This is a genomic window from Streptococcus sp. 27098_8_70, from assembly GCF_041432215.1.
Lineage (GTDB): Bacteria > Bacillota > Bacilli > Lactobacillales > Streptococcaceae > Streptococcus > Streptococcus oralis_CP.
On the sequence record NZ_JAPVZD010000008.1, the window covers coordinates 33006 to 48027 of the forward strand.

The window sequence follows — 15022 nt, forward strand, 5'->3', positions numbered from 1 at the left end:
AATGAGAGAATGAAATACACAAAAATTGATTTAAAAACCATTCGTCTGCAGACGAGGCAATTTCAGGCTGAAAATCCCCGCCTATTTCTCGTCTATCTCTTACCTAGCATACTGGTCATCTTATCAGGCTTTCTCAACCCCTTGGCTCGTCTCCAAGAAAGTGTTTTAGAGCAATCCTTTTTCAGCATGCTGGCACAAGTGCTCCAAGCCTATCTCTTCCCACTAGTGGTTTCTTTTGTGAGCACGATTTTTCTAGCAGGTGCTGCTTTTGCGACACTCCGACTCCTCAAGGATCCTGATACGAACCTCTCAGTAAAATCAAGTCTAGCCCTCTTTGCTGAAGAGCGCTTCTCGCAAACCTTCCTAACTCTGCTCCTCAAACGTTTCTACCTCTTTTTATGGAGCATTCCAAACTTAGTAGGCGTTTATTTTCTCTTTTATAGCAATCTCTTAGCTCGGAGATTTGTCGCCTTACATCCTGAATTTCCAAAACTAGACCTCTCATCAGTTGAAACGGAGCAGTTCCTTATGACCTTTGGCCTCTACTTTTTCGCGAGCCTCATCTTGATGATTGTAGGGAACATCCTCTACGTTCCGCAACATTATGCCTACTCGCAGGTAGAATTCCTCCTCTGCGACACTCTGGATTTAGGACAGGCTAAACCAAGCCAAATCCTGAAAACTAGCCGTTTCTTGATGAAGGGTTACAAGTTTCAACGCTTTGTCCTCGACCTACAACTACTCCCTTGGTACTTCCTCAACTGGATCACCTTTGGAATTGCTAGTTTTTCAATCCTTCCCTATATCCAAAACAATCACATCTTCTTTTACAGAGCCCTACTAGCCCGTAAACGTCGAAATGGATAAGAGTCTACAAAAACCAGCGTCGTTCAGGACGCTGGTTTTCTTATTTCAAAAGTAACATACTCAGCAGAGTCAAAATAGCAGGCCCACCTTGCTTCAGAATAATCTTCTTGTCTGCTGTCAGAGAACCGTAGGTCGCTGCACCAAGCACAAATAAAACAAAGATGGTCACAACTTCCAAGCTTTGCGAAAAATAAATCCCGTACAAGAGAAACACACCTATCAAAGCATTATAAATTCCTTGATTTCTAAATAATGAACTCACTGAAGAACAAGCCAGTTCTTCCTTATCCACATTAAACACTCGACTAGTAGTGTCTGATTGCGTAGCCACACTTTCCAAATAAAAAATGTAAAAATGCTCCAAAGCAACGATAGTTGCTAAAATAATTGTAACAATAGACATATTTTCTCCTTAAATTTTTATCTCTTCTAAGCCAGATATCAACTTTTCTAACAAGCGACTGAACTCTTCTCGCTCTCCTTTTGTAAGTACACTCTCCATCTGACTCTTTACGTTTATATGGTGTTGGGGAGAGTTGGTTATTAGTTGTTCTCTCGCAAAGTCTGTCACTTCCACCAAAACCTCCCTCTGGTTTTCAGGATTCCGACGTCGATTAACCAAACCTTCCTTTTCCAAAATTTTAAAGTGCCTTGTCAAGGCAGCCTGATCAATCTTCAATCTATCCTGAACTGCTATTTGATTACACGGAGACTGATCGATTAAGAAACATAAGATTTGATAACGAGTCAGACTAATTCCCAATTGGCGTTCAAATAGTTGTGTCATAGACTGATCTGCTAATCGTAGTTGATACAGTAAATCATGGATTGCTACCATAAATCTTTCTCCTTTTAGATTGATTCATCAATTATTGACTTATCAAGTATAATGTAATCCAAAACATAAATCAAGTAATATGCTTACATTCTCTTGAAATATTACTCACTTCCTCATATTTATCCCTTTTATCCTGAAGAATTTACACACAAAAAAGAAGCGAGAACTCAATCAGTTCCCAACTTCCATTTTAATGATTAGTTCATTGAAACGTGAACGTGGTCATAGTGGTTTTCGGTTACGCTACCACGGTCTGGCATTGGATTCCACGTATAGGCTGGTCCATATTTACTATCATATGGAGCGTAGAAACGTTGTTTCCAGATGATATAGTTGATACCACGGCTAGCCATATTTTTGACTGCATATTCCGCGATTTGATCACCAAGTGCTGAACTCACTGGAACCATAAAGTCGATGGCCAAACCTTTCCCATGGTCGCCACTGTCTCCAGGACGGTAACCACTAAAGGATGTGATGCCAAACAAGTTGGCGATTTCTTCCTTAAAGGCTGCCGTTTGCGGTTGAAGACCAGCATTCTCAGACTTAGCTACAGCAAGTCCTGCATAGTCAGGAGCCGCTGGAGCTGAATATGTTCTTGAAGGAGTTTGGCTTTGCTCTGCTTGATAAGTCGAAGTTGCAGTGTCAGAAGTTGCTGTTGATACTGCTTCTTCTGTTGCACTTGATCCTGTTGTATCAGCAGGTGTTTCAGTTGCTGGAGCAGCTGCTACTGGGGCTTCTGCTGGAGTTGTTGCTGCCGTTTCTTCGGTAGCTGGAGTCGCTGCTTGTGGAGCTTCTTCAACTGGACTAGTTGTTTCTGCTACTGGTGCTTCCGCTGGAGTCGTTTCAGCTGTTTCTTCAGCTACAGATGTTTCTGTAGATGGTGTCTCTTCAGCAACTGTCGCTGTCTCAGAAACTTCTGAACTTGGCGCTACTTCTGCTGGTTTTTCAGTCTCTGTTGCAGTTGGAGCTTCCTCAATTGGTTGAGAAAGGTCTTCTACTTGAACTGTTTGTTCATCGACTGTTACTTGATTCGTCGTCAAATCAGCTGTCGCAGTCGTCACTTCTTCACTAGCATCTGCTTGAGGAGCTTGGATTTCAACTTCCGTTACCTCTTCTGCCTCATTGACAGTTGTAGTGAGGACAGTATCTGGGAAAATCAAGTCCATATTGATGATTTTGTTCAAATTAGCAAGAACCGTCACATCTACTCCCAAAGCTTCTGCAATCGTGCTCAGGGTATCACCATACTGAACTGTATAGCTGTTTTTGTTCTCGTTTTTCGTCACATCATTTTGGATTTGCTCAACGCTACGTGCTGTCCAAGAGATTTCTTGAGCTTTCGCTCCTAATGTGGGAGCAAGAGATAAGGCTACTGTTGAGGCTAAAATAATTCTTTTCTTCATTCGTTCATATTCCTTTCAAATGAGTACCTGTCTATCATAACACAAAAAAAGCAGAAAAAAAGCCCTCTCGGGCCTATTTAACAGAACTGTCTATTCCCTGTAACAAACTCGATTACTTGAAATAGTTTGTTAGGTTTCTGTCATAAAACTGACACAATCTTCTCGCTCCTAATCCTAGAAAATACGAGGAATATCTGCCAGTGCTTGAATCCTGTGATTCCCTTCATAAGACGACTCTAAAAAATTGATGCTTTGAAGGCCACTATTCTGGGCAAATTCCACATCCAAAGTCCGGTCCCCTATATAATAGGTCTTCTCAGAATCCAACTCATACTTGTCTAGCAGATAGGTCGCCGCTTCTGGACTGGACTTGCGCGCAAAGCCACTCTGACTGGTTAAAATCTCTTTGAAATAGGATTCCAACCCCAAGTCTCTGAGAATGGCAAAAGCATTATCCCCCTTATGAGTATAGACAAACTGCTGAATCCCTGCTTCGTCTGCCCAAGCTAGCACTTCACGCGCACCTGGCATCAAAACTACCTGGGCATTTTTCTCAGCCAGACTTTGGGCACGCACCTGGTTGAGTACTTCCGCATCCAGATTTCTCTCTTCTGCCACCTTCTCCAGCAAGTCCTGCACAGAGTACCTGAGGATAAACTCTCTCACTTTTTCCTTATCATAAGGAATAGAAAACTGAGCAAATGTCTCCTCAATCCCTGACAAAATCGCTTCGTAAGAGTCCAATAAAGTCCCGTCTAAATCCCAAATAAAGGCTATTTTTTGCATCTCCTATCCTTTCAACATCATATAACGCTGGTAACGGTAACGTAGAAATAACCAACGAAAACCATTATCCAAGAGAGTCCCTGCCCAAATACCAGGCAAGCCCCAACCAAGAACAATACCCATCAGATAAGCTGTCCCAATGCGGATACACCACATCCCAATACTTGTCGCATAAAAGGGGAGGCTAGCATTTCCCAAGCCCTGCCAAACTGCCGTATAAATAACTGTCCCTGTCGCCATGGGGGTTCCTAGTAGAGAGAACAGTGCAACCAAAACGCTCGCTTCGACCGCTACAGGGTCGGTCGTATAGAGATGAGTCAATGGTGTCCCCAAGGCATAGATACTGAGAGTTAAGGGCAACATGAGAAGCAGGGAAAGCCAAAAGGTTTGCTTGCTCAAATCATCTACTCTTTCCCAGTTATCCTCTCCAACTGCTCGAGCTACCTGCATGACCGTCGCCATAGCGACGCCAAAGGCAGGCATATAGTTAAACTGGGTCAAGACTTCTCCGACTGCATTTCCCGCTACTGCCTCCGTCCCAAAAGAAACAACCAAGGCAATGATCACTACATCTCCAGCCCGCATCATGAGACGTTCTCCTGCCGCTGGCAAAGCCAAAGTCAATAGTTCCTTATCTAAACCAAAAGTCGGTTTCTCAAAAGGTAGCTTTAATTGCGACCACAAAATCACAAGACCGACTAAGCGAGACAAGATAGTCCCCCAAGCAACACCTGCTATCCCCATATCAAGGACAAAAATAGCTAGACTTGAAAAAAGAATATTCAAGGCATTGGATAAAAGACTCACATAGAGGGGTAGACGCGGATTATGCGTTGCACGAATCAAGGCACCTAGACTCGTCATCAAGCCCAAGAGAACAATCGATCCGCCTACCAAAGATAGGTAGAGTCCACCACTCTCGGCCACATCCTGCTCAGTGCCCAAGAGTCCTATCATCTCTTGCCCAGCAAAGAGCGATAAGGCGCCTAAAAGTGCACTCAGCAATAGGGTTATCTTGAGAGCCTCTGTCACGTGATAAGCCAACTTGGACTGATCTTTCTGCCCCAAACTTTTTGAAATAACACTGGAAATAGCAGCTCCCAGAGCGATAAAAATCGCCTGGTAAATCGTGATAATATTGCCAGCCACTGAAACACCTGAAATAGCGATCAAGCCCAAGTGGGCGACCAAGTAGCTGTCCACCATTCCCATGAGCATCTGCAAAAAGTTTTCACCCATAGCTGGCAATGCAATATTAAGAATGTCTTTATTTTTCTTAAACAATCTCTCCTCCTGATGAAAAGAAACTCAGTTGGTTTCCCAACCGAGTTTACGCCCTCTGTCTTAAAGTCCTAGATAAGCCTCCACCGCTGCTTGCATGTCAGCAGCTGCCACTGTTGTTTTATGACGAACCGGAGCTGTTTCAAGGCCATCAACCGCTGGTGGCACTGCCACTCCTGAAATGTCATGCAATTGAGCCAAGGCTTCAAAGTCTGTCAGGCCTGCTTTTCCTGTTACCGCTTCTACTGCAACCACTGGGAACTTGTAAGGACTAGCTGTTGAAGCAATCACTGTCTTAGTCGCATCGCCAGTAGCCGCTTGGTATTTTCTATAAACAGCTGAGGCAACCGCCGTATGTGGATCCTCAATATAGGCATCTGTTTGATAAACACGTTTAATTTCTGCTGCTGTTTCTTCCTCAGTCGCATATTCAGCTGCAAAGAGTTCCAAAATCGCTGCATCAAAGTCTATCAATTCATATTGTCCTTGTGTACTCAAGGCATTCATGAGTTCAGCAGTCTTAACCGCATCATTCCCCAAAAGATGGAAAATCAAACGCTCCAAGTTTGAAGATACCAAGATATCCATAGATGGGCTAGTTGTTACCTTAAACTCACGTTTCTTATCGTAAACACGTGTCTTGAAGAAGTCTGTCAAAACATTGTTGTCATTTGAAGCACAGATTAATTTGCCAACTGGAAGACCGATTTGCTTGGCATAAAAGGCAGCCAAGATATTTCCAAAGTTTCCAGTTGGTACTGTGAAGTTGACCTTTTCACCAGCCACAATCTCACCAGACTTGACCAACTGAGCGTAGGCATAAACATAATAAACAATCTGTGGTACCAAACGACCAATGTTCATAGAGTTAGCTGATGAAAATTGCAGTTTATTGGCAGCCAATTTTTCACGAAGAGCTACATCGTTAAACATATGTTTCACATTTGTTTGTGCATCATCAAAGTTTCCATCAATAGCGATAACATGAGTATTGTCGCCAGTCTGAGTAGTCATTTGCAACTCTTGTACCTTGCTGACACCATCCTTTGGATAAAAGACGATAATCTCAGTTCCAGGCACATCCGCAAACCCTGCCATAGCAGCTTTTCCAGTATCACCAGATGTCGCTGTCAAAATGACAATCTTGTTCTCCAAACCATGCTTTTTAGCGGCTGTCGTCATAAAGTATGGCAAGATAGACAAGGCCATATCCTTAAAGGCAATCGTTGAACCATGGAACAATTCCAAGTTGTATTGCCCATCCAGTTTCACCAATGGCGCAATAGCTGGAGTGTCAAACTTGCTATCGTAGGCATTGTTGATACAGTAGTTCAACTCCTCAGCCGTAAAGTCATCTAAAAAGGCTGATAAAACTAATTTGGCCACTTCTTGGTAAGAAGCATCTTTTAATGTTTCAAAGTCCAAATCCACCTTTGGATAAGTAAGTGGTGTAAACAGACCACCATCCGTCGCCAAACCTTGCAAAATAGCTTGGCTGGCAGTTACTGTATTATTGGCATCACGCGTTGATTGATAAACTAATGTCATGAATCTCTATCCTTTATCTATAGTCTCTTCCATTATATCATGATTTTTCAGAAAATTCTCCCTTTATAAGAGAAATTATAATCCCAATTCTTTCTTCAAAGGCTCTAAATAAACCATTTCTTGCTTATCTCTTTTCTCCAGCCCCTCCTCAGCAAGGGTGAGTAAGTCTTTAGAAAACTCGAGAACCGCAGCTTCTTCTTCATCTGTAAGTTTTTTCTTAGAAAATTGTCGTCTTAAAAGCTTATAATCACGACCAGCTGTGGTAAAAAATGGAGCAGTTCGCAAGTAAGCTTCAAGCTTGTCTAAATGAACCAACAAGCCCAAATGAAAGGCTGCAGAAGCAAAAGTCCTATCAAGCGGCTGAGTACACACACTACGAAACTCAACTGTCCCTCGAGTCGTTAAGTCTTGGTACTGGTAACTACGATGAGTTTGGAAATCTTCCTCCTGAGGATGAATTAACACCTCATCCCCATTAAGGGTAAATGCTTGGATTTCAGGTGTAGCCAAATAGTCCCTAGCCTGAATCGGATAAAAATAATAGGTCTGCCCATCACGCTCCGCAGTAAAAATCGCAGAATGATTTAGATAGTCAAAAAAATCATCCTCATCTTTAAATAGTCTAGTATTGACACCAACATTCTCTGGATAGATACCATGCATGGATTCTTCCCAAAAAATATCTCTCGAAATTTTGGTATCCCAATCTGCCCCTGAAAACTCAGAATTTGCAAACAAATAAGCTTTAGCAGCTTCAATTTGCGTAAAAGCATTGATAACACGCAGGTAGTTGAACCTTGAAATGTCTAGTTGAACCTGACTCCCACATATAAAGGCTCCATACTCAGGGAAATGATGTAAATCTGATTTAGTAACATTTCTACTCAAATTCAGATAATCCATCAACATCTGATAGCGGGGATAAGCCACTGGACAATTCTCATTTTTATCCCAGTTGGGATGAATGCCGCAGCCAACAATAGCATGATTAGCTTCACCCAACTTATTCTGAATCGTAGCCATATAGAAGTTAAAGCGTTCTTCTACCTCTCGGATAGATTCAGCCTTTCCGAATGCAAACTCAATTGTCGTATAAGCAACCTCAAACAAGATCGTATCTTGGCTGACTGGATCAAGCAACTGAATTGGATTCCCAAAATCATCCACTTTTTCGATAGTAAAGCCCAGTACTAATGGTAAATACCGAAAGAGATCCTTAACAACTTCACCATCTGTAGCCTTACCCTCTAAATTTACAATAGGAAATTCTAACTCAATTCCAATAAATAAATCTGGGTTCTCTTTTATATTCTTTAAGTAACGTTTCTTTAGTAATTCAACAGACCGAGACATTAATCACCAAACTCTTTCATAATCAAAATAAATTGTGAATAAGTAATATTATACCAAAAATACACTAAAAATGACTAGAATAAGAAGAAAAAGATGTTTCATCAGTTATCTGTACTTAAAGAAAAAATATCAAAATCTTCACCAAATCAAAAAACAAGGTCCAAAAACCTTGTCTTTATTACTATACCGGCGGCCGGGGTCGAACCGGCACGTCCTTGCGGACACTGGATTTTGAGTCTAATATTATTAGTTTTAAATCTCAGAAATATTGATTTTATAAGCTTTTTTTCCATAATATTTTTTAAAACTTAGTATCACTTCCAAAGTTTAGATACTTTTTAGTAACTATAAAATGCTAGAAAGTATACTCCTTATTAAAAAGAGTTTTGGACTAGTTTTGTGCAATTTTATTACCCATATCCGTAATAAGAGAGGCTAAATTAATTGCCTTTAATGATTGTAGAAATTGGTTGTGAATATCATTAGACACATAACCAGCTAGCAAAATATGCTCAGCCATGTCATATTGCTTAATCAAGAGAATCTTATCATGTTTTTCATTAAATAAAATCGCACTAATTGCTGTATTAAAGACTGGAAAACGAAAACTCGCACATTGTGAACAATAAGGAATATCTCCCTCATCTTTTAAAAATTTTTTCTCCAAAGGATGCCCACATTCGGGACAACAAGTCATTGTTTTGTCAAATATAGAAACCTCTTTTTTAAAGTTCTTAAAAGTAATTTTACCAGTAAAATCGAGACCACGCAAGACATTGAAATAAATCAAGACTTTTTTTAAAATTTATCTTATGATATACTAAACTTATCAGCTATTGGTTCTGAAAAAGTGTCTGCCACAGTTTTACTACAAATTCTCATGACTTGTGCCAAGATTTATAAAAAACGGATAGCTATAATAGCTCTTAGAGCAAAAACATGACATATAGGAGGTTAAAGACATGTCATACTTTTATCTTTTTATCGCCATTGTAGGAGAGATATTGGGAACTAACCTTTTGAAATTATCAGACGGTTTTACAAAGCCTATTCCAACCGTTTCTGCCCTACTTAGCTATGGCGTTTGTTTCTATTTCCTCTCACTAGCAATGCAAAAAATTCCTTTAGGAATAGCTTATGCAACATGGTCAGCTGTCGGTTTAGTTTTGACAGCCTCTATCGCAGTAATGATTTTCAAAGAAACACTAAATGTTTATAGCATTATCGGTTTAATTTTGATTATCATTGGTGTTGTCATGGTTAACTTATTAGGAAATGCAGGACATTAATAAAACCGGCTCTATACTATTTGTAGTGGGTAAATCCCCTATGGATATTATGGAGCCTATTTTGTTGTAGAAAAAAAGTTCCATAAGAACTATAATGAAAAGCTAGAATTCTGTCAATATTTTGGACACATTTTGGGAGGGAATTTTGAAGACTAGCGTCCTCCTAATTTTCCCAATAAGTTTTAACTTCTTCAAAAATCTTATTCAAAAGTTCTGCATCTTTTTCTGACAACTGATTTTTTTCTATAACTCTATCTTTTAGTTCTGTTGCCTTTATTTTATTTCTTGCCACCGAAACTGCTATTGAATGTTTCAAAATATCAAACTCATCCTTTGAAAAGTTTGCAATATTGGTAAGATCTAATTGTTCTAGAGGTAAACTACTGATAATTGAATAAGGTTTTTGTCCCAGCAAATAATCTGTAGTAGTCCCAAAGATATTTGCTAATTTCACAACGAATTCTAATCCTGGTTCTAACGTTCCATTCTCCCACCGAGAATATGTCCCTTGTTGAACTCCAATTAATTCCGATATTTGTACTTGAGTTAACTTTTTTGATTTTCTGAGAGTTTTTAACCTCTCTGAAAATTTATAATCCTCTGTATACATAATTCTCCTATAGATATTCTTATTCGTATATTTTAGCTTGACAAAATATTCTAAACGGTATAAAATAGAATTATTCCATAAGGAATATTTATTTTAAGATTAAATATTCCATTGAGAATATTATAGCATAAAAGGAGGTAAAAGCGTATGTAACTAATAGTCTATTTGAAAAATTTTTGATAAAGGAGGTAATATTCGACAAAATAAAAAAATCTTGAAACAAATGTGCCGTTCGTTCCAAGATCAAAACATATTATGTAACAATTATACCACAGAAAACTCTTCAGTTGCACAAGAAAATTTCGGAGATTTTACAAAAAAATGACCAATAAAGAGTTAGTCAATCAAATTTCTGGCCTAAACTCTACCTCTACTCTTAAAAATTGGATTCAACTGATTAAAGAGATAAGTGGCAAGGAATTTAAGAAAATTAAAATTCCTATCAGTAGAAATCCAAGAACTCATCAATTAAGTTATACAGTTGCCTATGACTTTACAGGCGAAGACCTTAAACAATTTCAAAAGTTAGCTAACCTAAAACTTGAAATAGGTCTAAAAGAGGCTATACAAGCCGTATTTGGGAGTCTAGCAGACAATGAGCAAGAATCCCTAAACCAAGTAATAGATGAGCTCTACGATGAACTGAGCGCCTTAAAACAGGAATTTAAGCGAGAAATACGACTGATACAAATTGAGAATACCAACCTAAAAAAGAGAATCCAAGATATTGAAGAGTCGATGCAAACCGGCTTACTAGGGTTTGTTAACAAGAGGTCAAAAAATAGGTTCGGCTAATAGCGAGTTTTCGGCTGAGCCATGAGGCAGAAAGCCGAAAATGAGCGTAGATGCGGACGGACCATTTTTGACCGATAGGGTGTGTAGTAACACCACCCTCTGCAAGTTAGGTGTACCATCGAAAGAATTCAGTATTGCCAAGGGTTTCGGAGATTTTAAGGGTGGCAAATTTAGGCAAAAAGTTGAATCAAAATCTATGGCAAAAAATGAACATTTACGTTCTGTATTTGACTGGATTCAAATTCAGTTTGATAAGACTGAATTTTCGCCAAGAGAAATAATCGAAGACATTCTATTTCTTGACTATGACCTATTTATTGAGAATAAAGGGAGCCTTAAATACTATAACTATGATAGCCAGCTTCATTATGGGAATATCCGTATCTACTATGGAGCGAAAGAGTCGTCCTACATGCTTGTCATGTCAGGACAGGCACTCGAGTTCTATAGAGATATGGTATTAGATCCAAATAGTCTGTCCGAAAGACAGTTTCTGAACAACCTCTACTACAATTACAATCAATTTTCAGTAAGACGAATTGATATTGCGATAGATGATTTTAATGAAACACCCTATTTCACTCCTAATCAGCTTCTAAAGGTTTGTCAGAAAAAACGCTTTATATATGGAAAAAGCACCTACTACAATACCTACGGAGATGAAACAATCGGCCAGACCTTATATTTAAGAAAGCCCAATGATGATGAAAGACTTAGAATTTACGATAAGCGTTTAGAACGAGCTGAGAAGCTCGGTATCAGCAAGCGGTATATAGAAAATTGGATAAGAACTGAGTTAGAACTTAGGAAAGAAAAAGCTCACTACTTCATTCAAGAATGGTTGCATTCAGAAATAGATCTTCTCAACTTTACCAAGGGATATCTCAAAGAAAAAGTGAGATTCTATAGTGATAGCCATTTCTCAAAACCTTTGAGATCTTGGGAAAAGTTTTTAGGTCACTCAAAACCCGTCTCTATCATTATTTCAAAACCAAAAACAGAACTAGAACAAAAATTAGAATGGTTTACCTATAAAGGTTCAGGAGCTATTCTAAAAGCGTATAAATTTTTATACGTCAATAACTTACTGCATGAGTATGAGAAATCTAACTACCTCGCACTCAACAATATGGAATATCCACCAGATTTAGCAAGTGGATTAATAGAAAGGGCAATTCTCTTTAAAAGAGAGGATTTAATCCCTACAATCAAAGAAAATATCAAAAGGAGAAATTAACTATGGCAAAAATGCTTTCACAAAATGACTGGAATTTTAATAACATTGGAACAAAATTTGAATTGGATGAAGTTATTCCAAAATTTGAAACGGAAGTCCGAGCAGATGCAAACGGAGAAATTATCAAAAACCGAGATGGTAGCGAAAGACGTTTTAATACCGATAAAATCATTGGTTGGAAATACAATGTAACGATCAAGGATGGACAATTCAAAAAGAAATCAACACAAGTCTCAGTAGACAATCCAGAAGCTTTAGTTGATAATGACTATATCCAAGCAATGGATGAAGTACCAGTTACATTTGACAATTTACAAGCTACTATGATTAGTTCGACAATGTATTACAAAGCAGATGCTATCCATTTAGTAGATGTAAAACAAAAATAAGTATCAGACAAGGGGAGTTAATCCACCCCTTACTTAATCTAATTAGAAAAGGAGATCACATGATTAAAACTGTAACAAAAGATGACCTTATCGAACTTGGATTTGCTCCAGGAACTGCAAGAAAGATTATTCATACCGGCAAATTACTTTTAGTGAATCGTGGTTTTAACATCTACGATAACAAACGGATCGGTACAATTCCAGCCAGTGTCGCGGAAGAACTATTAGGAATTGAACTCCAGAAAGAAGTGTAACATATGGCTTTACGTAAAAGTAGAGACGGAACTTGGATTGTCGATGTTTCCAATGGTATAAATCCAATATCTTTAAAACAACGTAGAATTGTAAGAAAAGGATTTAAAACTAAAAAAGAAGCGTTGGAAGCCGAACAATACTTACGAAGTGTAGAACTTAAAGAAAAAAGTTTCAGCTCAAAAATATCAATTGATATCCTTTATGATCTCTTAAAAGAAGAGGATAAAATAAACAACAGAAAACAGAGCTATATAGATACACAAGAAAACAACTATAACAGGCATATAAAAAACTATTTTGAAAAAGTTGATGATGTAGCTAAATTAACTTATGAAGATATCTATCAATTCAGAGAACATCTAAGAGAAAAAAATGCTCAAAACTCGGAAAATAAGCTAAGTCCAAATACTATTAATAAAATTATAATTCTGCTAAAGAAAATTCTGGACGTTGGATTAAGAAAGGGATTTTACAAAGAACATCCCGTAGGATTGCTAAAAAAATTACCAATAGAAAAAGCAAAATTAAATTTCTGGACAGTAAAAGAATTCAAGCACTTCTTAACACTATTTAACGACGATGAATACAATATCAAATTACTATTCACTGTTCTATTTTTTACTGGTCTAAGACTGGGCGAAGCTCTAGCTCTAACTTGGAAGGATATAGAGTTTTCAACAAATACAATCCATGTAAGTAAATCAGTATACGTAAAAAAAGGTGAAGAACACATTAGTAGTACAAAGACAAAAGCTGGAACTCGAAGAATTATCATGAATACCAAACTAGTGGAGACACTAGAAGAGTGGAAACAGATACAGCATGAAAGATTGAAAGAATTTACAACAAACCTAGATGATCTACAGTTATTTCAAAATAGCCCGATTACAATAACTAAAGATTCAATCGAAAAACAATATAAAAAAATATTACAAAGAGATAGTTCTTTAAAAAAAATAAGAATTCATGACTTCAGACATTCACATGCTTCACTGCTAATAAATCAAGGAGAAGATTATCTTGTTGTAAAAGAAAGATTAGGCCATGCTTCTATAACTACCACAATCGATACATACTCTCATTTGTATCCAAGCAAGCAACAAAAATTAGCGGATAAATTAGATGATTTGTTATAAAATTAGTAATTTTTAGTAACTCAGCATTAGAAATTAAACGAATAAAAGTAAAAAGACAAGGTCCGAAAACCTTGTCTTTAATACTATACCGGCGGCCGGGGTCGAACCGGCACGTCCTTGCGGACACTGGATTTTGAGTCCAGCGCGTCTGCCAATTCCGCCACGCCGGCAAATAGTAACTGGGGTAGCTGGATTCGAACCAACGCATGAGGGAGTCAAAGTCCCTTGCCTTACCGCTTGGCTATACCCCAATAATATAAAATAGGCGAGTGATGGGGATCGAACCCACGCATGCCAGAGCCACAATCTGGTGTGTTAACCACTTCACCACACCCGCCATAATCATATTAACACGGGCAGTAGGAATTGAACCCACACTGAAGGTTTTGGAGACCTTAGTTCTACCTTTAAACTATGCCCGTAACTAAAGTAATGGAAGGGGAGGGATTCGAACCCCCGAACCCGAAGGAGCGGATTTACAGTCCGCCGCGTTTAGCCTCTTCGCTACCCTTCCAAGTTATAAATAAAATATGGCGCGAGACGGAATCGAACCGCCGACACATGGAGCTTCAATCCATTGCTCTACCAACTGAGCTACCGAGCCAAATTGCGGGAGCAGGATTTGAACCTACGACCTTCGGGTTATGAGCCCGACGAGCTACCGAGCTGCTCCATCCCGCGTTAATATAAAAAGGAGGATGTGGGATTCGAACCCACGCACGCTTTTACACGCCTGACGGTTTTCAAGACCGTTCCCTTCAGCCGGACTTGGGTAATCCTCCAATAAATAGTCCGTACGGGATTCGAACCCGTGTTACCGCCGTGAAAAGGCGGTGTCTTAACCCCTTGACCAACGGACCATATTTATAAATGGGCACGAGTGGACTCGAACCACCGACCTCACGCTTATCAGGCGTGCGCTCTAACCACCTGAGCTACGCGCCCAAGTTTAAAAAACTTGGTAATTGAACAAAGTTCAAAGCGGGTGACGAGAATCGAACTCGCGACAACAGCTTGGAAGGCTGTAGTTTTACCACTAAACTACACCCGCTAAAATGGGAGTTAACGGGATCGAACCGCTGACCCTCTGCTTGTAAGGCAGATGCTCTCCCAGCTGAGCTAAACTCCCAAAGGGCGGAGTCTAGCTCAGCCAACGGTAAGAAACTTCGTTTCTCTCATCCGCCGATTGTAATTTCGATTTCCTCTCAATTACAACTGAGCTAAACTCCCTC

Annotated in this window: 16 protein-coding genes and 12 tRNA genes; 7 read left to right on the forward strand and 21 right to left on the reverse strand. The window is 39.1% G+C overall.

The features are described from left to right. Positions 1-9: 9 nt before the first annotated feature. The gene (locus O3655_RS09385; protein ID WP_125384994.1) at positions 10-867 is read left to right on the forward strand and encodes a DUF975 family protein; all 858 of its coding nucleotides are present in this window, start codon (positions 10-12) and stop codon (positions 865-867) included. A gap of 40 nt (positions 868-907) precedes the next feature. Here the strand turns inward: O3655_RS09385 and O3655_RS09390 are convergent, their stop codons facing one another. The 8 genes from O3655_RS09390 to O3655_RS09425 form a co-directional block, all read right to left on the reverse strand. Further along, on the reverse strand, positions 908-1270 hold the full coding sequence (locus tag O3655_RS09390; RefSeq protein ID WP_254728388.1) for a DUF1304 domain-containing protein: 363 nt from the start codon (positions 1268-1270) through the stop codon (positions 908-910). Positions 1271-1279: 9 nt separating this feature from the next. Next, positions 1280-1705 carry a MarR family winged helix-turn-helix transcriptional regulator gene (locus O3655_RS09395; protein WP_254728385.1) on the reverse strand — a complete coding sequence of 142 codons (426 nt, stop codon included), beginning with the start codon at positions 1703-1705 and terminating at the stop codon, positions 1280-1282. A 197-nt stretch (positions 1706-1902) separates the two neighbouring features. Continuing rightward, entirely contained in the window at positions 1903-3111 is a 1209-nt protein-coding gene (locus O3655_RS09400) for a LysM domain-containing protein (RefSeq protein WP_254728383.1), read from the reverse strand. A 174-nt stretch (positions 3112-3285) separates the two neighbouring features. Next, positions 3286-3897, reverse strand: a complete 612-nt coding sequence (locus O3655_RS09405; protein WP_308697453.1) for an HAD family hydrolase — start codon at positions 3895-3897, stop codon at positions 3286-3288. Positions 3898-3900: 3 nt separating this feature from the next. Next, on the reverse strand, positions 3901-5181 hold the full coding sequence (locus tag O3655_RS09410; protein ID WP_096753788.1) for an MATE family efflux transporter: 1281 nt from the start codon (positions 5179-5181) through the stop codon (positions 3901-3903). A gap of 60 nt (positions 5182-5241) precedes the next feature. Continuing rightward, entirely contained in the window at positions 5242-6726 is a 1485-nt protein-coding gene (thrC, locus tag O3655_RS09415; protein WP_254728381.1) for a threonine synthase, read from the reverse strand. Between the two features lie 75 nt (positions 6727-6801). Beyond that, complete coding sequence (locus O3655_RS09420) at positions 6802-8079, reverse strand: gamma-glutamylcysteine synthetase (RefSeq protein ID WP_125328500.1); 1278 nt, start codon at positions 8077-8079, stop codon at positions 6802-6804. A 391-nt stretch (positions 8080-8470) separates the two neighbouring features. Next, entirely contained in the window at positions 8471-8869 is a 399-nt protein-coding gene (locus tag O3655_RS09425) for a hypothetical protein (RefSeq protein WP_009732039.1), read from the reverse strand. A 172-nt stretch (positions 8870-9041) separates the two neighbouring features. On the opposite strand from O3655_RS09425, the gene O3655_RS09430 reads away from it, so the two are divergent. Then, entirely contained in the window at positions 9042-9368 is a 327-nt protein-coding gene (locus O3655_RS09430; RefSeq protein WP_009732038.1) for a multidrug efflux SMR transporter, read from the forward strand. Positions 9369-9531: 163 nt separating this feature from the next. Here the strand turns inward: O3655_RS09430 and O3655_RS09435 are convergent, their stop codons facing one another. Continuing rightward, positions 9532-9978, reverse strand: coding sequence for a helix-turn-helix transcriptional regulator (locus O3655_RS09435; RefSeq protein ID WP_000287814.1), 447 nt, complete (start codon positions 9976-9978; stop codon positions 9532-9534). Between the two features lie 321 nt (positions 9979-10299). Here O3655_RS09435 and O3655_RS09440 point away from each other — a divergent pair, with 321 nt between their 5' ends. Genes O3655_RS09440 through O3655_RS09460 form a run of 5 tightly spaced genes read left to right on the forward strand, consistent with a single transcriptional unit; the run spans position 10300 to position 13790 of the window. Continuing rightward, positions 10300-10773, forward strand: a complete 474-nt coding sequence (locus tag O3655_RS09440) for a hypothetical protein (protein ID WP_070811458.1) — start codon at positions 10300-10302, stop codon at positions 10771-10773. A gap of 40 nt (positions 10774-10813) precedes the next feature. Further along, positions 10814-12010, forward strand: coding sequence for a replication initiation factor domain-containing protein (locus O3655_RS09445; RefSeq protein WP_070811459.1), 1197 nt, complete (start codon positions 10814-10816; stop codon positions 12008-12010). Between the two features lie 2 nt (positions 12011-12012). Next, positions 12013-12399, forward strand: coding sequence for a hypothetical protein (locus tag O3655_RS09450; RefSeq protein WP_006595173.1), 387 nt, complete (start codon positions 12013-12015; stop codon positions 12397-12399). Positions 12400-12458: 59 nt separating this feature from the next. Beyond that, positions 12459-12653: a DUF3173 domain-containing protein gene (locus O3655_RS09455; RefSeq protein ID WP_070505298.1), complete on the forward strand. Its 195-nt coding sequence runs from the start codon at positions 12459-12461 to the stop codon at positions 12651-12653. Positions 12654-12656: 3 nt separating this feature from the next. Then, positions 12657-13790 (forward strand): site-specific integrase, encoded by a 1134-nt coding sequence (locus tag O3655_RS09460; RefSeq protein ID WP_070811460.1) that lies wholly within the window; start codon positions 12657-12659, stop codon positions 13788-13790. Positions 13791-13876: 86 nt separating this feature from the next. Here the strand turns inward: O3655_RS09460 and O3655_RS09465 are convergent. From O3655_RS09465 to O3655_RS09520, 12 genes are all read right to left on the reverse strand, one after another. After that, a tRNA-Leu gene (locus tag O3655_RS09465) sits at positions 13877-13960 on the reverse strand. 9 nt (positions 13961-13969) lie between these two features. Beyond that, positions 13970-14041 (reverse strand) — tRNA-Gln (locus tag O3655_RS09470). 13 nt (positions 14042-14054) lie between these two features. Beyond that, positions 14055-14127, reverse strand: a tRNA-His gene (locus O3655_RS09475). Positions 14128-14141: 14 nt separating this feature from the next. Beyond that, positions 14142-14212, reverse strand: a tRNA-Trp gene (locus O3655_RS09480). Between the two features lie 11 nt (positions 14213-14223). Next, a tRNA-Tyr gene (locus O3655_RS09485) sits at positions 14224-14304 on the reverse strand. A gap of 17 nt (positions 14305-14321) precedes the next feature. After that, positions 14322-14394: transfer RNA gene (locus O3655_RS09490), tRNA-Phe, on the reverse strand. Positions 14395-14397: 3 nt separating this feature from the next. Further along, positions 14398-14471 (reverse strand) — tRNA-Met (locus O3655_RS09495). Positions 14472-14482: 11 nt separating this feature from the next. Next, a tRNA-Ser gene (locus O3655_RS09500) sits at positions 14483-14572 on the reverse strand. Between the two features lie 6 nt (positions 14573-14578). Further along, a tRNA-Glu gene (locus O3655_RS09505) sits at positions 14579-14650 on the reverse strand. Positions 14651-14661: 11 nt separating this feature from the next. After that, a tRNA-Ile gene (locus O3655_RS09510) sits at positions 14662-14735 on the reverse strand. Between the two features lie 35 nt (positions 14736-14770). Then, a tRNA-Gly gene (locus O3655_RS09515) sits at positions 14771-14841 on the reverse strand. A 5-nt stretch (positions 14842-14846) separates the two neighbouring features. After that, positions 14847-14919 (reverse strand) — tRNA-Val (locus tag O3655_RS09520). Positions 14920-15022: the final 103 nt, after the last annotated feature.

Excerpts from the sequence above, each read along its gene's own strand:
- O3655_RS09420 (WP_125328500.1), bottom strand. The coding sequence starts at position 8,079 with ATGTCTCGGTCTGTTGAATTACTAAAGAAACGTTACTTAAAGAATATA.
- O3655_RS09395 (WP_254728385.1), bottom strand. The coding sequence starts at position 1,705 with ATGGTAGCAATCCATGATTTACTGTATCAACTACGATTAGCAGATCAG.
- O3655_RS09455 (WP_070505298.1), top strand. The coding sequence starts at position 12,459 with ATGATTAAAACTGTAACAAAAGATGACCTTATCGAACTTGGATTTGCT.
- O3655_RS09400 (WP_254728383.1), bottom strand. The coding sequence starts at position 3,111 with ATGAAGAAAAGAATTATTTTAGCCTCAACAGTAGCCTTATCTCTTGCT.
- O3655_RS09435 (WP_000287814.1), bottom strand. The coding sequence starts at position 9,978 with ATGTATACAGAGGATTATAAATTTTCAGAGAGGTTAAAAACTCTCAGA.
- O3655_RS09445 (WP_070811459.1), top strand. The coding sequence starts at position 10,814 with ATGAGCGTAGATGCGGACGGACCATTTTTGACCGATAGGGTGTGTAGT.
- O3655_RS09405 (WP_308697453.1), bottom strand. The coding sequence starts at position 3,897 with ATGCAAAAAATAGCCTTTATTTGGGATTTAGACGGGACTTTATTGGAC.
- thrC (WP_254728381.1), bottom strand. The coding sequence starts at position 6,726 with ATGACATTAGTTTATCAATCAACGCGTGATGCCAATAATACAGTAACT.
- O3655_RS09430 (WP_009732038.1), top strand. The coding sequence starts at position 9,042 with ATGTCATACTTTTATCTTTTTATCGCCATTGTAGGAGAGATATTGGGA.
- O3655_RS09460 (WP_070811460.1), top strand. The coding sequence starts at position 12,657 with ATGGCTTTACGTAAAAGTAGAGACGGAACTTGGATTGTCGATGTTTCC.
- O3655_RS09390 (WP_254728388.1), bottom strand. The coding sequence starts at position 1,270 with ATGTCTATTGTTACAATTATTTTAGCAACTATCGTTGCTTTGGAGCAT.
- O3655_RS09385 (WP_125384994.1), top strand. The coding sequence starts at position 10 with ATGAAATACACAAAAATTGATTTAAAAACCATTCGTCTGCAGACGAGG.
- O3655_RS09440 (WP_070811458.1), top strand. The coding sequence starts at position 10,300 with ATGACCAATAAAGAGTTAGTCAATCAAATTTCTGGCCTAAACTCTACC.
- O3655_RS09450 (WP_006595173.1), top strand. The coding sequence starts at position 12,013 with ATGGCAAAAATGCTTTCACAAAATGACTGGAATTTTAATAACATTGGA.